This is a genomic window from Citrobacter sp. RHBSTW-01013, from assembly GCF_013781985.1.
GTDB classification, from domain to species: domain Bacteria; phylum Pseudomonadota; class Gammaproteobacteria; order Enterobacterales; family Enterobacteriaceae; genus Citrobacter; species Citrobacter braakii.
Genome location: NZ_CP056185.1, coordinates 4,824,048 through 4,842,906, shown reverse-complemented (window position 1 = coordinate 4,842,906; position 18,859 = coordinate 4,824,048). Strand labels below are relative to the sequence as shown.

Annotated in this window: 15 protein-coding genes; 9 read left to right on the top strand and 6 right to left on the bottom strand. The window is 54.4% G+C overall.

The features are described from left to right. Nucleotides 1-14 precede the first annotated feature (14 nt). Nucleotides 15-839, bottom strand: a complete 825-nt coding sequence (gene iclR, locus HV350_RS23190; protein WP_047357748.1) for a glyoxylate bypass operon transcriptional repressor IclR — start codon at nucleotides 837-839, stop codon at nucleotides 15-17. Between the two features lie 195 nt (nucleotides 840-1,034). On the opposite strand from iclR, the gene metH reads away from it, so the two are divergent. Both metH and HV350_RS23180 read left to right on the top strand, forming a co-directional pair. Next, a complete protein-coding gene (gene metH / locus HV350_RS23185; protein ID WP_181629403.1) occupies nucleotides 1,035-4,718 on the top strand; it encodes a methionine synthase in 3,684 nt (1,227 codons plus the stop codon). Between the two features lie 241 nt (nucleotides 4,719-4,959). Next, nucleotides 4,960-6,591, top strand: coding sequence for a Na/Pi cotransporter family protein (locus HV350_RS23180; protein WP_016155327.1), 1,632 nt, complete (start codon nucleotides 4,960-4,962; stop codon nucleotides 6,589-6,591). A 56-nt stretch (nucleotides 6,592-6,647) separates the two neighbouring features. On the opposite strand, the gene pepE is transcribed toward HV350_RS23180, so the two are convergent. Beyond that, the gene (gene pepE, locus HV350_RS23175; protein ID WP_016155430.1) at nucleotides 6,648-7,337 is read right to left on the bottom strand and encodes a dipeptidase PepE; all 690 of its coding nucleotides are present in this window, start codon (nucleotides 7,335-7,337) and stop codon (nucleotides 6,648-6,650) included. Nucleotides 7,338-7,494: 157 nt separating this feature from the next. Beyond that, nucleotides 7,495-7,914 (bottom strand): rhodanese-like domain-containing protein, encoded by a 420-nt coding sequence (locus tag HV350_RS23170; RefSeq protein ID WP_016155329.1) that lies wholly within the window; start codon nucleotides 7,912-7,914, stop codon nucleotides 7,495-7,497. An 84-nt stretch (nucleotides 7,915-7,998) separates the two neighbouring features. Between HV350_RS23170 and ftrA the strand changes: the two genes are divergently transcribed. Next, on the top strand, nucleotides 7,999-8,979 hold the full coding sequence (gene ftrA, locus HV350_RS23165; RefSeq protein ID WP_016155330.1) for a transcriptional regulator FtrA: 981 nt from the start codon (nucleotides 7,999-8,001) through the stop codon (nucleotides 8,977-8,979). Between the two features lie 68 nt (nucleotides 8,980-9,047). Further along, entirely contained in the window at nucleotides 9,048-9,923 is an 876-nt protein-coding gene (gene rluF, locus HV350_RS23160; protein ID WP_181629401.1) for a 23S rRNA pseudouridine(2604) synthase RluF, read from the top strand. On the opposite strand, the gene HV350_RS23155 is transcribed toward rluF, so the two are convergent. The 3 genes from HV350_RS23155 to lysC all read right to left on the bottom strand — a co-directional run bounded on the left by HV350_RS23155 (nucleotide 9,920) and on the right by lysC (nucleotide 12,662). Further along, the gene (locus HV350_RS23155; RefSeq protein WP_003826541.1) at nucleotides 9,920-10,192 is read right to left on the bottom strand and encodes a DUF3811 domain-containing protein; all 273 of its coding nucleotides are present in this window, start codon (nucleotides 10,190-10,192) and stop codon (nucleotides 9,920-9,922) included. The genes rluF and HV350_RS23155 overlap by 4 nt on opposite strands. A gap of 101 nt (nucleotides 10,193-10,293) precedes the next feature. Beyond that, nucleotides 10,294-11,220 carry a ketopantoate/pantoate/pantothenate transporter PanS gene (panS, locus tag HV350_RS23150; RefSeq protein WP_019077880.1) on the bottom strand — a complete coding sequence of 309 codons (927 nt, stop codon included), beginning with the start codon at nucleotides 11,218-11,220 and terminating at the stop codon, nucleotides 10,294-10,296. Between the two features lie 92 nt (nucleotides 11,221-11,312). Then, entirely contained in the window at nucleotides 11,313-12,662 is a 1,350-nt protein-coding gene (gene lysC / locus HV350_RS23145) for a lysine-sensitive aspartokinase 3 (RefSeq protein WP_181629398.1), read from the bottom strand. 302 nt (nucleotides 12,663-12,964) lie between these two features. Between lysC and pgi the strand changes: the two genes are divergently transcribed. The 5 genes from pgi to HV350_RS23120 all read left to right on the top strand — a co-directional run bounded on the left by pgi (nucleotide 12,965) and on the right by HV350_RS23120 (nucleotide 18,855). Further along, the gene (gene pgi / locus HV350_RS23140; RefSeq protein ID WP_016155434.1) at nucleotides 12,965-14,611 is read left to right on the top strand and encodes a glucose-6-phosphate isomerase; all 1,647 of its coding nucleotides are present in this window, start codon (nucleotides 12,965-12,967) and stop codon (nucleotides 14,609-14,611) included. 469 nt (nucleotides 14,612-15,080) lie between these two features. Beyond that, the gene (gene yjbE, locus HV350_RS23135; protein ID WP_181629397.1) at nucleotides 15,081-15,323 is read left to right on the top strand and encodes an exopolysaccharide production protein YjbE; all 243 of its coding nucleotides are present in this window, start codon (nucleotides 15,081-15,083) and stop codon (nucleotides 15,321-15,323) included. A gap of 63 nt (nucleotides 15,324-15,386) precedes the next feature. Beyond that, the gene (locus tag HV350_RS23130; protein WP_046275310.1) at nucleotides 15,387-16,025 is read left to right on the top strand and encodes a YjbF family lipoprotein; all 639 of its coding nucleotides are present in this window, start codon (nucleotides 15,387-15,389) and stop codon (nucleotides 16,023-16,025) included. After that, a complete protein-coding gene (locus HV350_RS23125) occupies nucleotides 16,022-16,759 on the top strand; it encodes a capsule biosynthesis GfcC family protein (protein ID WP_181629395.1) in 738 nt (245 codons plus the stop codon). Before HV350_RS23130 ends, HV350_RS23125 begins: the two co-directional genes overlap by 4 nt. Next, on the top strand, nucleotides 16,759-18,855 hold the full coding sequence (locus tag HV350_RS23120) for a YjbH domain-containing protein (protein ID WP_181629393.1): 2,097 nt from the start codon (nucleotides 16,759-16,761) through the stop codon (nucleotides 18,853-18,855). Before HV350_RS23125 ends, HV350_RS23120 begins: the two co-directional genes overlap by 1 nt. Nucleotides 18,856-18,859 lie beyond the last annotated feature (4 nt).

The following is an 18,859-nucleotide window of genomic DNA, read 5'->3' as shown; positions in this document are numbered from 1 at the left end:
CCGGCAACCCTTTCTTAACGAAATCCGCCGTATGCCAGCGTGACTTCTTTCGCCGCTTTGATCGCCATGGCACCAAACTCGGTCACTCGATCGTCGGTAATGCGCGAAATGGGCCCGGAGATGGAAATAGCGGCAAACGGCTCGCGGTGTTCATCATAAATGCACGACGCCACGCAGCGCAGACCCAGCGCATGCTCCTCATCATCAAAGGAGTAGCCGCGCTTGCGCGTTTGGGCTAAATCCTCTTTCAGATGCACCGGCGACACCAGCGTGGCGTGGGTGTATGCGTGCAGCCCTTTACGGTGCAGCAGGCCAGTCACCTGTTCTTCACTCAGTTGGGATAAAAACGCCTTACCCGCACCGGAGGCGTGCATCGGCAGTTTGCCGCCGATAGGCGCGGACATGCGCATCAGTTGGGTACACTGCACCTGGTCGATAATAATGGCCTGATGGTCGCTTTGATCCAGCACGGCAAGGTTTACCGTCTCACCGGAGTCTTCCATCAGCTTGCGCAGGATCGGGTGGACAATCGCCAGCAAATTACGGCTTTGCAAAAAGCTGCTGCCGACGATAAACGCATGCGCACCCACGGCCCAGTGGCCTAATTCACCCACCTGACGGACAAATCCTTGCTGCTGCATGGTGGTCAACAAACGGTGAGTCGTGGAGTTTGGCAAGCCGGCCTGCTGTGCCAGTTCGGTTAGCGCCACGCTGCCGTTGGATTCCGCAATCCACTCCAGTAGCTTCAGGCCGCGGGTCAGAGACTGAACCTGCCCGGTTGCAGGCGTGGTAGCAGCGGCGGGTTTTCTACCGCGTTTCGCGGGGATTGTGGCAACCATGGCGGACTCCTTTTCTGTATCGTGGAAATCATTTTCGTTTTATTCAATTATAATGCAAGAATTCCTGTACTGATCGGATGAGTGAAGCTGAACATGTCTCATGTTGACCGTTGTTCTCTTTTCCACCTCTCAGGTTTGTGCCAGTATGGTCTGTTGAGTTTTTTTCGGTCTGGTTGAGCGTTGTCGGGAGCGAGTGTGAGCAGCAAAGTTGAACAATTACGTCAGCAGTTAAATGAACGTATTCTGGTGCTGGACGGCGGTATGGGCACCATGATCCAGGGATATCGTCTGAGCGAAGAGGATTTCCGCGGCGAACGCTTTGCCGACTGGCCGTGCGATCTGAAAGGCAACAACGACCTGTTGGTGCTCAGCAAACCTGAGGTGATCGCCGCCATCCATAACGCCTATTTTGAGGCGGGCGCGGATATCATCGAAACCAACACCTTTAACTCCACGACTATCGCCATGGCGGATTACCAGATGGAATCCCTGTCGGCGGAAATCAACTTTGCGGCAGCCAAACTGGCGCGCGCAGCGGCAGACGAATGGACGGCACGCACACCGGAAAAACCGCGTTATGTCGCGGGCGTGCTCGGCCCAACCAACCGTACGGCGTCTATCTCGCCTGACGTCAACGACCCGGCTTACCGCAATATTACCTTTGATCAGCTGGTGGCCGCCTACCGTGAATCCACCAAAGCGCTGGTGGAAGGTGGCAGCGACCTGATCCTGATTGAAACCGTCTTCGATACCCTGAACGCCAAAGCCGCTATTTTCGCGGTTAAAACCGAGTTCGAAGCGCTGGGCGTTGAGTTGCCGATTATGCTCTCCGGCACCATCACCGATGCTTCCGGGCGTACGCTCTCCGGTCAGACAACCGAAGCGTTCTATAACTCACTGCGCCACGCCGATGCGCTGACCTTCGGTCTGAACTGCGCCTTAGGCCCGGACGAGTTGCGCCAGTACGTGCAGGAGCTGTCGCGCATTGCCGAATGCTACGTTACCGCGCACCCGAACGCCGGGTTGCCGAACGCCTTTGGCGAATACGATCTCGATGCCGACACCATGGCGGCGCAAATACGCGAGTGGGCGCAAGCGGGCTTCCTCAACGTGGTCGGCGGCTGCTGCGGCACCACGCCGGAACACATCGCCGCGATGAGCCGCGCAGTGGAAGGCTTGCCGCCGCGCCGCTTGCCGGAAATCCCGGTAGCCTGCCGTCTGTCTGGCCTTGAACCGTTGAATATTGGCGACGATAGCCTGTTTGTGAACGTCGGCGAGCGTACCAACGTCACCGGTTCGGCGAAATTTAAGCGACTGATCAAAGAAGAGAAATACAACGAAGCGCTGGATGTCGCCCGTCAGCAGGTGGAAAGCGGCGCACAGATTATCGATATCAACATGGATGAGGGGATGCTCGACGCCGAAGCGGCGATGGTGCGTTTTCTAAACCTTATCGCCGGTGAGCCGGATATCGCCCGCGTGCCGATTATGATCGACTCCTCAAAATGGGACGTCATCGAAAAAGGGCTGAAGTGCATTCAGGGTAAAGGCATCGTTAACTCCATCTCGATGAAAGAGGGGGTTGAGACCTTTATCCACCACGCGAAGTTGCTGCGACGCTACGGTGCCGCAGTGGTGGTGATGGCCTTTGACGAGCAGGGGCAGGCCGACACCCGAGCGCGTAAAATTGAGATTTGCCGGCGGGCGTACAAAATTCTTACCGAAGAGGTAGGCTTCCCGCCGGAAGACATCATCTTCGACCCGAACATCTTTGCGGTCGCGACCGGGATTGATGAGCACAACAACTACGCCCAGGACTTTATCGGCGCCTGTGAGGACATCAAACGCGAACTACCGCACGCGCTGATCTCCGGCGGCGTCTCCAACGTGTCATTCTCCTTCCGTGGTAACGACCCGGTTCGTGAAGCCATTCACGCGGTATTCCTTTACTACGCCATTCGCAACGGCATGGACATGGGGATCGTCAACGCCGGACAACTGGCGATCTACGACGACCTGCCCGCCGAGCTGCGCGATGCGGTTGAAGATGTGATCCTCAACCGTCGTGACGATGGCACCGAGCGTCTGCTGGAGCTGGCTGAGAAATATCGCGGTAACAAAACTGATGACACTGCCAATGCCCAGATGGCGGAATGGCGCAGTTGGGACGTGAAAAAGCGCCTCGAATATTCGCTGGTGAAAGGCATTACCGAATTTATTGAGCAGGATACTGAAGAAGCTCGCCAGCAGGCCGCGCGTCCGATCGAGGTGATTGAAGGGCCGCTGATGGACGGGATGAACGTGGTTGGCGATCTGTTTGGCGAGGGAAAAATGTTCCTGCCGCAGGTGGTGAAATCCGCCCGCGTGATGAAGCAGGCGGTAGCCTACCTCGAACCGTACATTGAGGCCAGCAAAGAGAAAGGCTCCAGCAACGGTAAGATGGTCATTGCGACCGTGAAGGGCGATGTGCACGATATCGGCAAAAACATCGTTGGTGTGGTGCTGCAATGTAACAACTACGAAATCGTCGATCTTGGCGTGATGGTGCCAGCGGAGAAAATCCTCAGAACGGCACGTGAAGTGAATGCCGATCTGATTGGTCTTTCCGGGCTGATTACCCCGTCGCTGGACGAAATGGTCAACGTGGCGAAAGAGATGGAGCGTCAGGGGTTCACTATTCCGTTGCTGATTGGCGGCGCGACCACCTCAAAAGCGCACACGGCGGTGAAAATAGAGCAGAACTACAGTGGTCCGACGGTTTATGTGCAGAACGCCTCGCGTACCGTTGGCGTAGTCGCCGCACTCCTCTCTGACACTCAGCGCGATGACTTTGTCGCCCGTACGCGTAAAGAGTACGAAACCGTGCGTATCCAGCATGCGCGTAAGAAACCGCGGACCCCACCAGTAACGTTACAGGCTGCCCGCGACAACGATCTGGCCTTCGACTGGGAAAACTATACGCCGCCGGTGGCGCACCGCCTCGGCGTACAGAGTGTTGAAGCCAGCATCGAAACGCTGCGCAACTACATCGACTGGACGCCGTTCTTTATGACCTGGTCGCTGGCCGGGAAATACCCGCGTATCCTCGAAGATGAGGTGGTGGGAGAAGAGGCGAAACGTCTGTTCAAAGACGCCAATGACATGTTGGATAAACTCAGCGCTGAGAAAACCCTGAATCCGCGCGGCGTGGTGGGCTTGTTCCCGGCTAACCGCGTGGGGGACGACATCGAGATTTACCGTGACGAGACGCGTACGCACGTCATCAACGTCAGTCATCACCTGCGCCAGCAGACGGAAAAAGTCGGTTTCGCCAACTACTGCCTGTCTGACTTTGTTGCGCCGAAACTGAGCGGCAAAGCGGATTACATCGGTGCTTTCGCAGTTACCGGCGGTCTGGAGGAAGATGCACTGGCGGACGCCTTCGAAGCCCAGCATGACGACTACAACAAGATCATGGTGAAAGCGATCGCCGACCGCCTGGCGGAAGCGTTCGCGGAATATCTGCACGAGCGCGTGCGTAAAGTCTACTGGGGCTATGCGGCGAATGAGAACCTCAGTAACGAGGAACTGATCCGCGAAAACTACCAGGGAATTCGCCCGGCACCGGGCTATCCGGCTTGCCCGGAACACACCGAAAAGGCCACCATCTGGGAACTGCTGGATGTAGAAGCGCACACCGGGATGAAGCTCACCGAATCCTTCGCGATGTGGCCAGGTGCGTCGGTTTCCGGCTGGTATTTCAGTCATCCAGACAGCAAGTACTACGCCGTGGCGCAAATCCAGCGCGATCAGGTTGAAGATTACGCCTTCCGTAAAGGCATGAGCGTGGCGGAAGTCGAACGTTGGTTAGCGCCTAATCTGGGTTATGACGCTGACTGATTCACAAAACTGTCATCTTTATTTACAACAAACAAGGCACTCAATGAGTGCCTTGTCTCTTTATTACGTTTAAACCCTTATACTGAAAGAACGTTCATCGGTACTGCTTGCCGGATGGCGGCGTAAACACCTTATCCGGCTACTGGCATATTTTTGTAGGCCTGATAAGCGTGGCGTCATCAGGTGTTATGTCATCGCTATGAACCTCAGGAACATATAACGATAAGGAGAACCTGATTCCGTGCTAACTCTGTTACACCTGCTTTCTGCTGTCTCTATGCTGGTTTGGGGTACGCATATTGTGCGCACCGGCGTGATGCGCGTCTTCGGCGCCCGTTTGCGTACCGTACTCAGCCGTAGTGTTGAAAAGAAGCCGCTCGCCTTTTGTGCGGGTATCGGCGTGACGGCGCTGGTACAAAGCAGCAACGCCACCACCATGCTGGTGACCTCGTTTGTCGCGCAGGACCTCGTCGCGCTCACCCCTGCGCTGGTGATTGTACTCGGCGCCGACGTCGGGACCGCGCTGATGGCGCGTATCCTGACCTTCGATCTCTCCTGGCTGTCGCCACTGCTGATTTTTATCGGCGTGATCTTCTTTCTCGGACGTAAGCAGTCCCGTGTGGGGCAACTGGGGCGGGTTGGTATTGGACTGGGGTTGATTTTACTGGCGCTGGAACTGATTGTGCAGGCGGTAACACCGATCACCCAGGCTAACGGCGTACAGGTTATTTTCGCCTCGCTCACCGGCGATATCATGCTGGATGCGCTGATTGGCGCTATGTTCGCGATTATCAGTTACTCCAGCCTTGCGGCGGTGCTGCTGACGGCAACGCTGACCGCGGCAGGAATTATCTCGTTCCCGGTGGCGTTGTGTCTGGTGATTGGCGCCAACCTCGGCTCTGGCCTGCTGGCGATGCTTAATAACAGCGCCGCTAACGCCGCCGCCCGCCGTGTGGCGCTCGGTAGCCTGCTGTTTAAGCTGGTGGGAAGCCTGATTATCCTGCCGTTTGTTCATCCGTTGGCAAATCTGATGGATGAACTGCCGCTGCCGAAATCTGAACTGGTTATTTACTTCCATGTCTTCTACAACCTGGTGCGCTGCGTGGCGATGGTGCCGTTTGCAGAACCGATGGCGCGTTTTTGTAAGCGCATCATCCGCGATGAGCCGGAGCTGGATGCGCATCTGAAGCCCAAGCATCTGGACGTCAGTGCGCTGGATACGCCGACGCTGGCCCTGGCCAATGCCGCTCGTGAAGCTCTGCGCATCGGCGACGCGATGGAGCAGATGATGGACGGGCTGAAGAAGGTGATGCACGGCGAGCCGCGTGAAGAGAAAGAGCTGCGCAGGATGGCGGACGACATTAACGTGCTATACACGGCAATCAAGCTCTATCTGGCGCGGATGCCAAAGGATGAACTGGCGGAAGAGGAATCACGCCGTTGGGCGGAGATTATCGAAATGTCGCTTAACCTCGAGCAGGCTTCCGATATTGTCGAACGTATGGGCAGTGAGATAGCGGATAAGTCGCTGGCTGCTCGTCGCGCATTCTCCGTGGAAGGATTGAAAGAGCTGGATGCGCTCTTCGATCAGCTGCTCAGCAATCTGCAGCTGGCGATGTCGGTGTTCTTCTCAGGTGACGTGACCAGCGCCCGTCGTCTGCGCCGTAGCAAGCACCGTTTCCGTATTCTCAACCGTCGGTATTCGCATGCGCACGTTGACCGTCTGCATCAGCAGAACGTGCAGAGCATCGAGACCAGCTCCTTGCACCTGGCGCTGCTGGGCGATATGCAGCGTCTGAACTCGCTGTTTTGTTCCGTGGCCTATAGCGTGCTGGAACAGCCGGATGAGGACGATGAGCGCGACGATTATTGAGTGAGGTGGACCGGTTGGCCGGATAAGGCATTTATGCCGTTATCCGGCAACGTCGGTTAGAAGCAGTGACCTGCTTCGAGGGCAACCGCGTCTTCACCCGCTTTAAAGACGTAAGTAGTGTTCGGACCGCCAAGAACCGCCTGGCCGTTACTCACCTTAATCCAGTTTCCTTCCGGCAAACCAATTACCGTCAGCTCTGGTGCCACAACCAGAAGCTCGCGAATACGCTGTTCACGCGTTTCGCCTTTGTGGCCTTCCGGAAGCGCATTGGTGAAATGTGGGTTAATCTGCAGCGGGAACAGACCCAGGGCATCAAAACCTTTTGGATCGACAATCGGCATGTCGTTGGTGGTGCGGATGGTCTGGCAGGCGAGGTTAGAACCTGCGCTCCAGCCGATGTACAGCGCACCGCGTTTGACGACATCCACAATCGGCGCCAGCAGTCCGCGCTCGCGGCTCTCTTTCAGTAACTGGAAGGTGTTACCCCCGCCGACAATCACCAGCTCTGCGTTTTCAATGGCAGCGATCGGATCGGCAACGGTATGAATGCCAGTAACGTTGACGCCCATTGGCGCAAAGATGGCTGCCGTTTTCGCCGTGTATTCATCCCAGGTTTGCGTCACGCCAGCGAACGGAATAAACACCGCCGTACGGCGACCATTCAACTGCTCAGCAATCAGCGGTAGCGCATGTTCCATCCAGCCTTTGCCCGGCAGCGTCGAGTTACTCAATAAAAGCAGTTCCATCATTTCTCCATGTAATCAGAAAATTACAAACCGCGCTAATGCTACCACTATCAGCGTAACGCCTTACTGATATGGCTCACGATGTTGGAAGGGGGGAAAAGTCGAACGGGTTAACCACAACCTCCTGTTGGAAAAGCCCGTTCGGACTTAACAACGATCAATCTATTGAAACAGCGTCCTTTTGCGTAGTGGCAAACGCCAGGCCTTCGTCCTCCCAGCCCTTAATACCACCAATCATTATTTTCACCGGTCGACCTAGCTGCGCCAACTTCAGCGCCGCGCGATCGGCCCCGTTACAGTGTGGGCCAGCGCAATAGACGACAAACAGTGTGTCCTGTGGCCATTTTTTCAAGGATTCCGTATTTATCTGTCGATGGGGAAGATGAATCGCGCCAGGGATATGACAACGGGAAAAACTCTCTGCACTCCCCACTACATGTAAAAGCACAAAATCTTTGTCGTCAGCAGCCATCGCGGAATGAACGTCAGAACAATCCGTCTCCATATTCAGACGTTGCTGGAAATGGGCGATAGCTTGTGCAGATGAAGCGGCTGGAATATCAGTTACGGTACTCATATTGTTGTTTTCTCTTGTGGTGAAATCAGCTGTTGTGTTACCTCTTATCTCATCAAAAAATTAACCTCGAAACACCCTCTGACCATGACAGATTCCGCCAGGATCATGACAACATCTTCTCGCCCGTTGGTCGTTGCACTCGCTTATGACGGGCTATGTACTTTCGAGTTTGGCGTCGCAGTGGAAGTTTTTGGGCTTCCGCGACCTGAACTGGGAGAGCGCTGGTATCGTTTTGCCGTGGCTTCGGTTGATCAAGGTGAATTAAGGGCAACTGGCGGGGTTCGTATCGTGGTGGACGGTGGATATGAATTGCTGCAGGAAGCAGACACTATTGTCATTCCTGGCTGGCGTGACGTGAGCTCACCGGTCCCGGAAGCATTATGCGATGCGCTTCGTGAAGCACATCAACGCGGTTGTCGAGTCATCTCTATCTGTTCTGGTGTATTTGTTCTGGCTGCGGCAGGTTTGCTGGATGACCGTAAGGCGACGACGCACTGGCGTTACGTCAGTGAACTCCAGCGACGCTTTCCCGCCATCAACGTCGTGGAAGATGTCCTGTATGTCGGTGACCACGACGTGCTCACTTCGGCAGGTAGTGCGGCAGGGATTGATTTATGTTTGCATGTGGTGCGCACTGATTTTGGACTTGAGATTGCCAATAACGTGGCCCGTCGCCTGGTGCTGCAGCCCCACAGGGATGGCAGCCAGACTCAGCAGCAACTGCGTCCTGTTGCCCGCAGTCGGGAAAGCCAGCGTTTTGGTCTTTTGCTTGACTGGTTACATAACAATATCGCGCAGAAGCATACCCTTGACGCTCTGGCCAGCCAGGTCGGTATGAGTCCCCGAACGTTGATGCGGCGATTTCAGGAGTCAACGGGGCTTACTCCCGCACGTTGGCTGATGAATGAACGGCTAAACCGTGCGCAGCAGGCGCTCAATACATCCCATATCAGTATTGAGCAGATCGCGCAGCAAACCGGGTTCGGCAGCGCAAACTCTTTGCGTTACCACTTTCAAAAACGATTTGGTATCAGCCCGCAGGCATTACGTAATCAGATGCGATAGCACATTTTCACGCTCTGCTTTTTTATCCCCCGCAAGGTAGGGTATATTTCGCTGTCAAAGGAGAAATTATGCTGCCCGACTCATCCATCCGATTAAATAAATACATCAGTGAAAGCGGAATCTGCTCGCGCCGCGAGGCGGATCGCTTTATCGAACAAGGGAATGTCTTCCTGAATGGTAAACGCGCCACCATTGGCGATCAGGTGATGCTTGGCGACGTCGTAAAAGTGAATGGTCGGTTGATTGAGCCGCGTGAAGCGGAAGATCTGGTTTTTATCGCGCTGAACAAGCCGGTAGGGATTGTCAGCACCACTGAAGACAGCGAACGCGACAACATTGTTGATTTCGTTAACCACAGCAAGCGCGTGTTCCCAATCGGTCGTCTGGACAAAGATTCCCAGGGACTTATCTTTCTGACCAACCACGGCGATCTGGTGAATAAAATCCTGCGTGCCGGTAACGATCACGAAAAAGAGTATCTGGTGACGGTAGATAAGCCGGTCACTGATGACTTTATCCGTGGGATGAGTGCCGGTGTGCCAATCCTTGGCACCGTTACCAAGAAATGTAAGGTCAAGAAAGAAGCGCCGTTTGTGTTTCGCATCACGCTGATTCAGGGGCTGAACCGCCAGATCCGTCGTATGTGCGAGCACTTTGGCTATGAAGTTACTAAGCTTGAGCGTACACGTATCATGAACGTTGGTCTGTCCGGCCTGCCGCTGGGTGAATGGCGCGACCTGACGGATGACGAACTGATCGACCTGTTCAAGCTGATTGAGAACTCGTCCTCAGAAGCCAAACCGAAGGCGAAAGCGAAGCCAAAAACCGCAGGCATTAAGCGCCCGGTGGTGAAAATCGAAAAATCGGCAGAGAAAGAGAAATCGCGCCCGGCGGCAAACGGGAAGCGTTTTACCTCGCCGGGGCGTAAGAAGAAAGGGCGTTAACGTCTGCCGCGCGTTGGCGTATTCGCTGACCAGGAAAATGATGCTTCCGCATCCGGTTTATAAGCCTGCTTTTTCTTCAACTGGCGGGCTTTTTTAGCTTCTGCTTCGCGCAAGGCCATCAGTTTATCGATGTACTCTTTCTTGATGCTGTTGGTCTCAGCGTTGGTCAGCAGTCGACCATGCGCAATGCGCGCGCGGTCGAGCAGCGTTTTCAGTTCACGCTGTTCGCGCTCGGTCATCTCTTTTTGGGTAATGCGGGGGAGTGCCATAAGGGTGCCCTCTGTTAGCCGATATCCGCAGTGTACGGCAAAGTGCAGAGGCTGGGTAGGCCGGATAAGGTGTTAGCCGCTATCCGGCCTGCCGCCGCCAATTAGCGGCGTTCTTTTTCTTCAATCGGTTTACCGGACCAGTAACCTGCCAGCAGCGAACCGGAAAGGTTATGCCAGACCGAGAACAACGCGCCGGGCAGCGCCGCAAGCGGGCCAAAGTAGATTTTGCCCAGCGCAGCGGCAAGCCCTGAATTCTGCATGCCCACTTCAATAGCCAACGTACGACAGGTTGACTCGTCGAAACCAAACAGTTTTCCGCCCCAGTAGCCGCCGAGCAAGCCAATGGTGTTATGCAGGATCACGGCGATAATCACCACAAAGCCGACAGACGCAATGTGCGAGGCGGAACCCGCCACGACGGCGCTGATGATCGCCAGGATGCACACCATAGAAAACGCCGGCAGATACGGTTCCACGGCTTTTACGACGCGTGGGAACAGATGGTGAATGACCAGTCCCAAAGCAATCGGAATGACCACGATCTGCAGAATACTCAGCAGCATACCCATCACATCCACCTGGATATGCGCGTCGACATACAGCCGTGTCAGCAGCGGCGTGGCGACAACGCCGACCAGCGTTGAAACCGATGAAATAGTCACGGAGAGCGCCACATCACCTTTTGCCAGATAGATCATGACGTTCGATGCGGTTCCGCTGGCGACGCTACCGACCAGCACCATCCCTGCCGACAGTTCCGGCGGCATATTAAATGCCAGCGCCAAAATCCATGCGGCGAGCGGCATCACCAGATAGTGCAGGAAAATACCCGCCGCGACCGGTGCGGGGCGTGAAAGTACGCGTTTAAAGTCGTCCACCTTCAGGTGAACGCCCATGCCGAACATGATCAGCATCAGCAACGACGGCACGAATGGCCCGACAGGCGTAAAGGTGGAGGGGGTGTAATACGCAATAACAGAGAGCAGCAGCGCCCATAACGGGAACAGCCGCGTGAGAGTAGCGAGCATGTTATCTTCCTTGCGATTGAAATGTGTTGTGTTGTTATAAAAAAGCCGGGTTCGAGCCCGGCTATAGTTATTGTTTATCGCGTGATGAAATATTATTCAAACAAATTATGATGTAGCTTCTGTACCACCTGTTCGGCTTCTCTACCGGGCACCAGGAAGCACAGGTTATGGCTGGACGCGCCGTAGCAAATCATGCGGATGTTGAACGGCTCCAGTACACCAAATACCTCTTTACCCACGCCGCAGGCTTTGGACAGGTCGTTGCCAATCAACGCCACCAGCGCCAGGCCTTCTTCGACTTCAACCCGGCACAGGGCAGACAGTTCCATCAGCAGAGACTGCGTTAACAGCGTATCGCCGGTGGAGGTTGAGCCGGTGGTATCCAGCGTCAGCGCTACGCTGACTTCAGATGTGGTAATTAAATCTACCGAGATATTGTGGCGTGCAAGGATGCCGAACACTTCTGCTAAAAAGCCGCGAGAGTGCAGCATATTCAGGCTATGCAGCGTCAGCAGCGTCTGCTTACGGCGTAGCGCCAGCGCACGGAACAGCGGTGGATTCGCGGTTTTATTGCAGACCAGCGTACCGCCTGCTTTTGGATCCTTGCTGGAGCCAACAAATACCGGGATATCGCTACGTACGGCCGGCAACAGGGTTGCCGGGTGCAGCACTTTCGCGCCAAAGGTCGCCATTTCCGCGGCCTCTTCAAAGGCGATTTCATCAATACGCTGCGCTGCAGGAACAACGCGCGGATCGGTAGTGTAAATGCCTGGAACATCGGTCCAGATATCGACGCGCGTTGCGTGCAGCGCTTCGGCCAGCAGGGCGGCTGTATAATCGCTACCGCCGCGCCCCAACGTGGTGGTGCGGCCTTTGCCTTCGCTGCCGATAAAACCCTGAGTGATTACCAGACCTTCGCTCAGACGCGGGGCCAACTGAAGCGTTGCCAGTTCAGCCAGCGCCGCGACGTCGGGTTCTGCGCGACCAAAACGATCGTTGGTGCGCATCACTTTACGCACGTCAAACCACTGCGCTTGTACGTTGCGTTCACGCAGGATTTCGACGAACAACAGGGTAGACATCAGTTCACCGTGGCTGACCAGTTCGTCGGTCAGGGCGGTTGAGGTCGCCAGTGACGCCGCTTCTGCCAGCGTGGTGATGTTTTCCAGCAGACGTTCAATCTCTTCACGAATTACGTTTGGATAACGCAGGCGTTCCAGAATATTGAACTGAATTTGACGAATGGCGTCGAGTTTTTCGAAGCGCTCGGTTGGCTCCAGCCCTTCAGCCAGTGCGACCAGCAGGTTGGTAATTCCAGCGGAAGCGGAAAGTACCACTACACGGACGTTAGCATCAGAAAGCACCACATCAGCGCTGCGATTCATGGCATCAAAATCCGCCACGCTGGTACCGCCAAACTTGGAGACAACTACATCAGTCATAACTACCTCGTGTCAGGGAATGAATAGAGCGACCATGGCACATAAGGCAGAACGAAAACCGGTGCAGGCGCAAATGCAAATACCGTATTTATAAATAAAATGTGTAGCTTGCACTGTCAACGCTGGGATTATGCGGATTTTTCATGCTGCGTTTCCGTTCAGTAACAGCGCTTATAACATCTATACTTTTTACCCTGGTTCGATGGATACAAGGGCGATGGCATTAAAACAATCACACTTTTCTGTGACTGGCGTTACAATCGATCTCAGTCACAATTCTCAAAATCAGAAGAGTATTGCTAATGAAAAACATCAATCCAACGCAGACCTCAGCCTGGCAGGCACTACAAAAACACTTTGAAGAGATGAAAGACGTTACTATCGCGGATCTGTTCGCGAAAGATAGCGATCGTTTCGCTAAATTTTCCGCGACGTTTGACGATCTGATGCTGGTGGATTTCTCCAAAAACCGCATCACTGAAGAGACGCTGGCTAAACTGCAGGATCTGGCGAAAGAGACCGATTTGGCAGGCGCCATCAAGTCCATGTTCTCCGGTGAGAAAATTAACCGCACTGAAGACCGTGCCGTGCTGCACGTGGCGCTGCGCAACCGTAGCAACACTCCAATCATCGTTGACGGCAAAGATGTGATGCCGGAAGTGAATGCGGTGCTGGAGAAGATGAAATCCTTCTCTGAAGCGATTATCTCCGGAAGCTGGAAAGGCTATACCGGTAAAGCCATTACTGATGTCGTGAACATCGGTATCGGCGGTTCAGACCTCGGCCCGTTCATGGTGACCGAAGCGCTGCGCCCGTACAAAAATCACCTGAACATGCATTTTGTGTCTAACGTCGATGGTACGCACATTGCCGAAGTGCTGAAGAAAGTGAATCCGGAGACTACGCTGTTCCTGGTCGCTTCCAAAACCTTCACCACTCAGGAAACCATGACTAACGCCCACAGCGCGCGCGACTGGTTCCTGGCGACCGCTGGCGACAACAAGCACGTTGCCAAGCACTTCGCAGCGCTCTCCACTAACGGTAAAGCGGTTGGCGAGTTCGGTATTGATACCGCCAATATGTTCGAGTTCTGGGACTGGGTTGGCGGTCGTTACTCCCTGTGGTCTGCAATCGGTCTGTCCATCATCCTTTCTGTGGGCTTCGACAACTTTGTTGAGCTGCTTTCTGGCGCGCACGCCATGGACAAACACTTCTCCACCACTCCGGCGGAGAAAAACCTGCCGGTGCTATTGGCGCTGATCGGTATCTGGTACAACAACTTCTTCGGTGCTGAAACCGAAGCGATTCTGCCGTACGACCAGTATATGCACCGTTTCGCGGCCTACTTCCAGCAGGGCAATATGGAATCCAACGGTAAATACGTTGACCGTAACGGCAATGCGGTGGATTACCAGACAGGCCCAATCATCTGGGGTGAGCCGGGTACTAACGGTCAGCATGCGTTCTACCAGCTGATTCACCAGGGTACCAAAATGGTTCCGTGCGATTTCATCGCTCCGGCAATCACCCACAACCCGCTGTCGGATCACCATCCGAAACTGCTGTCTAACTTCTTCGCTCAGACCGAAGCGCTGGCTTTTGGTAAATCTCGTGAAGTGGTTGAGCAGGAATACCGCGACCAGGGTAAAGATCCGGCAACGCTTGACCACGTTGTGCCGTTCAAAGTGTTCGAAGGTAACCGTCCAACTAACTCCATCCTGCTGCGCGAAATCACACCGTTCAGCCTGGGTGCGCTGATTGCGCTGTATGAGCACAAAATCTTCACTCAGGGCGCGATCCTGAATATCTTCACCTTTGACCAGTGGGGCGTTGAGCTGGGCAAACAGCTGGCGAATCGCATTCTGCCAGAGCTGAATGATGATAAAGAAATCACCAGCCATGATTGCTCAACTAACGGTTTGATTAACCGTTATAAGTCCTGGCGTTAATCTGCTTCTTCCTTCGAGCTGCAGCGCTGTTGGCTGCGTTCGTTAACCCCGGTAACATAGCTATCTATGCTCCCGGGGATTAACGATCTTGCCGCCTTGTTGCAATTCGAATGAATTTGCAGATTACTTATAAAAAAGCCGATATTAATATCGGCTTTTTTTATAATCTGGCTCCCGAATATCTACGTTTTTGCTTTACACCTTTATTGAGCTTAATCCTAAAATAATTCATTCAACGTTATCGTGTTTCTGGTTTTTTCAGAATTACCGGATGTTGTGTTTTTGTTTTTATATTTTAACTTTATGATTGTATTGATTTAATTATCTGCCGTTAATCATTTTATTTCTTGCTATCTAATTATCCTAAATTCCCGCCTGGCGTAATTTGCACACTTTGGCTTGTGTATACTCGATCTCGCCCGAAATTCTTTTGGGTAAATCTCCATTCATACAATGAAGGGAATTTGTGATGAAAAAAGTTCTGTATGGCCTTTGGGCTATATCTGCGCTTGCGGCGACTTCTGTCTATGCCGCCCCCGTTCAGGTGGGTGAGGCTGCAGGGTCGGCTGCCGCGTCGGTTTCGGCAGGAAGTTCCTCCGCAACCAGCGTGAGCACCGTAAGTTCTGCGGTGGGGGTTGCCCTTGCGGCAACCGGTGGCGGCGATAGTTCTAACACCGGAACCACAACCACCACAACTACCAGTACCCAGTAATACCGGTACGTTTAATTCTAACCACACTTCGGTGTGGTTATTTTGCCGCTGCGGAGAAATGTCGTGAAGCGACCAGCGCTGATAATGGTTTGCCTGTTATTACAGGCGTGCTCAGCCACCACCGAAGGGCTGGGTCATTCGCTATGGGATAGCGTGTTTGGTACTCCCGGCGTACAGATGACGGACGATGAAATCAAAAACATGCCCTACGCCAGCCAGTACATGCAGCTCAACGGCGGCCCACAACTGTTTGTGGTACTCGCGTTCGCGGAAAACGGACAGCAGAAATGGGTGACTCAGGATCGGGCCATTCTCGTCACGCAGTCTGGGCGCATGGTGAAAACGCATCTCGGCGGGGATAACCTGATCGAGGTGAATAATCTCGCGGCAGATCCGCTCATCAAACCAAACCAGATAGTCGATGGGGCAACGTGGACCCGCACGATGGGCTGGACCGAACATCAGCAGGTGCGCTATGCCACCGCCCGCTCGGTTTTCGAATGGGATGGCACTGACACCATTAAGGTTGGTAGCGAAGATACGCCAGTACGAATCCTTGACGAAGAAGTCACCACCGATCAAACGCGCTGGCATAACCGCTACTGGATCGACAGCGAAGGGCAGATTCGCCAATCGGAACAGTATCTTGGCGCACGTTACTTCCCGGTGAAAACCACGCTGATTAAGGCGGCAAAATCATGATGAAACGAGCCGTTGTGGCGCTGCTATTGAGCCTGAGCGCAGCGTCAGTTTTTGCTGCGGGTAGCGTTAAGGTCTTTACCTCCGCCAGCGAAGAGCCAAAGACGCTGACCGGGGCCGAACATCTGCTCGACCTGGTTGGGCAGCCGCGGTTGAGTAATAGCTGGTGGCCAGGAGCGGTTATCAGCGAAGAGCGGGCAACGACGGAAGCAGAGCGTCAGCAGCAGGCATTACTGGCTCGTCTGGCGATGCTCAGCGCTGAAGAAAGTGGTGACGATGCCGCGGCTATCAACGCATTACGCCAACAAATTCAGGCGCTGAAAGTGACCGGCAGACAGAAGATTAATCTCGACCCGGATGTTGTGCGCGTCAGTGAGCGAGGCAACCCGCCGTTGCAGGGCAATTACACGCTGTGGGTCGGACCGCAGCCAACGGATATAACGCTGTTTGGCCTGCTAAGTCATCCGGGTAAACAACCGTTTATACCCGGGCGCGATATCGCCAGCTATCTCGATGAGCAACGTCGGCTCAGCGGCGCAGATCGTAGCTACGCCTGGGTCATCTATCCCGACGGACGCACGCAAAAAATCCCGGTCGCCTACTGGAACAAACGTCACGTTGAGCCGATGCCCGGCAGCATCATTTTTGTCGGGCTCTCTGATGCTGTCTGGCGCAGCACCCCGGATGAAATCAATGCCGACATTCTTCGCACCCTGACCCAGCGGATACCCGAATAATGAGAAAAACTTATCTGCTCAGCTTACTGGCGCTGGGCGTAAGCATTGCCTGCCACGGTGAAACCTGGCCCGCGCCCATTGGACCTTCCCAGTCCGATTTTGGCGGCGTGGGACTGCTGCAAACCCCAACCGCACGCATGGCGCGTGAAGGCGAAATGAGCCTTAACTACCGCGATAACGATCAATACCGTTACTACTCTGCGTCGGTACAACTCTTCCCCTGGCTGGAAACCACCCTGCGCTATACCGATGTGCGTACCAAAAAATACAGCGGCGTGGAGTCGTTTTCTGGCGATCAGACTTATAAAGATAAGGCTTTTGATCTCAAACTTCGCCTGTGGGAAGAGAGCTACTGGATGCCGCAGGTGGCGGTTGGCGCGCGGGATATCGGTGGTACCGGCCTGTTTGATGCGGAGTATGTGGTGGCGAACAAAGCCTGGGGCCCGTTTGATTTCTCTCTCGGCCTTGGCTGGGGATATCTCGGGACCAGCGGCAACGTTAGCAATCCGTTTTGCTCATACAGTGATAAATTCTGCCATCGCGATAACAGCTACAAGCAGGCCGGTTCTATTGACGGTAGCCAGATGTTCCACGGCCCGGCGTCGCTGTTTGGCGGCGTAGAGTATCAGACTCCCTGGCAGCCGCTGCGCCTGAAACTGGAGTATGAAGGTAATAATTACCAGCAGGATTTTGCCGGCAAGTTGGATCAGAAGAGCAAGTTTAACGTCGGCGCTATTTATCGCGTCACCGATTGGGCCGACGTTAACCTCAGCTATGAGCGCGGGAACACCTTGATGTTTGGGGTCACGCTGCGGACTAACTTTAACGATCTGCGACCAAACTATAACGACAATACCCGCCCGAAATATCAACCACAGCCGCAGGATGCCATCCTGCAACATTCGGTGGTGGCGAATCAGTTAACGCTGCTGAAATATAATGCCGGGCTGGCGGATCCTAAAATTCAGGTGCAGGGCGATACGCTGTATGTGACGGGTGAACAGGTGAAATACCGTGATTCGCGCGAAGGGATCGAACGTGCTAACCGGATCGTGATGAACGATCTTCCCGATGGGATCCGCACGATCCGCATTACGGAAAACCGCCTTAACTTGCCGCAGGTGACGACCGAAACGGAGGTTTCCAGCCTCAAGCGCCATCTGGAAGGCGAGCCGTTGGGCCATGAAACTCAACTGGCACAAAAACGCGTCGAGCCCGTGGTACCGAAAACGACCGAGCAGGGCTGGTATATTGATAAGTCACGCTTCAATTTCCATATCGATCCGGTGCTAAATCAGTCGGTGGGCGGCCCGGAAAACTTCTATATGTATCAGTTGGGCGTGATGGGAACGGCGGATTTGTGGGTTACCGATCATCTGCTGACCACCGGGAGTTTGTTCGCCAACCTCGCCAATAACTATGACAAGTTTAACTACACCAACCCGCCGCAGGATTCGCATTTACCACGCGTGCGTACCCATGTGCGTGAGTATGTGCAAAACGATGTCTACGTGAATAACCTGCAGGCCAACTACTTCCAGTCACTCGGAAATGGGTTCTACGGACAGGTTTACGGGGGCTATCTGGAAACTATGTACGGCGGAGCGGGGGCAGAAGTGCTGTATCGCCCGCTGGACAGCAACTGGGCGTTTGGTGTTGACGCCAACTACGTGAAACAGCGTGACTGGCGTAGCGCGCAGGACATGATGAAGTTCACCGACTACAGCGTGAAGACCGGGCATTTGACGGCTTACTGGAATCCTTCGTTCGCCCAGGATGTACTGGTGAAAGCCAGCGTGGGGCAGTATCTGGCGGGGGATAAGGGAGGAACGCTGGAAGTGGCGAAACGCTTTGACAGCGGCGTAGTGGTGGGTGGTTATGCGACCATCACCGACGCCTCGCCGGATGAGTACGGAGAGGGTGATTTTACCAAAGGGGTGTACGTTTCTGTGCCGCTGGATCTGTTCTCGTCAGGCCCAACCCGCAGCCGTGCGGCGATTGGCTGGACGCCGTTAACACGCGATGGCGGCCAGCAGCTTGGACGTAAGTTTGGTCTGTACGACATGACCAGCGACAGGAGTGAAAACTTCCGCTGATAGA

Bases quoted from the DNA above. Each gene is read 5' to 3' on its own strand.
- panS (WP_019077880.1), bottom strand. From the start codon at position 11,220: ATGCTCGCTACTCTCACGCGGCTGTTCCCGTTATGGGCGCTGCTGCTC.
- HV350_RS23120 (WP_181629393.1), top strand. From the start codon at position 16,759: ATGAGAAAAACTTATCTGCTCAGCTTACTGGCGCTGGGCGTAAGCATT.
- ftrA (WP_016155330.1), top strand. From the start codon at position 7,999: ATGACAGATTCCGCCAGGATCATGACAACATCTTCTCGCCCGTTGGTC.
- rluF (WP_181629401.1), top strand. From the start codon at position 9,048: ATGCTGCCCGACTCATCCATCCGATTAAATAAATACATCAGTGAAAGC.
- pepE (WP_016155430.1), bottom strand. From the start codon at position 7,337: ATGGAACTGCTTTTATTGAGTAACTCGACGCTGCCGGGCAAAGGCTGG.
- HV350_RS23155 (WP_003826541.1), bottom strand. From the start codon at position 10,192: ATGGCACTCCCCCGCATTACCCAAAAAGAGATGACCGAGCGCGAACAG.
- iclR (WP_047357748.1), bottom strand. From the start codon at position 839: ATGGTTGCCACAATCCCCGCGAAACGCGGTAGAAAACCCGCCGCTGCT.
- HV350_RS23170 (WP_016155329.1), bottom strand. From the start codon at position 7,914: ATGAGTACCGTAACTGATATTCCAGCCGCTTCATCTGCACAAGCTATC.
- yjbE (WP_181629397.1), top strand. From the start codon at position 15,081: ATGAAAAAAGTTCTGTATGGCCTTTGGGCTATATCTGCGCTTGCGGCG.
- lysC (WP_181629398.1), bottom strand. From the start codon at position 12,662: ATGACTGATGTAGTTGTCTCCAAGTTTGGCGGTACCAGCGTGGCGGAT.
- pgi (WP_016155434.1), top strand. From the start codon at position 12,965: ATGAAAAACATCAATCCAACGCAGACCTCAGCCTGGCAGGCACTACAA.
- HV350_RS23125 (WP_181629395.1), top strand. From the start codon at position 16,022: ATGATGAAACGAGCCGTTGTGGCGCTGCTATTGAGCCTGAGCGCAGCG.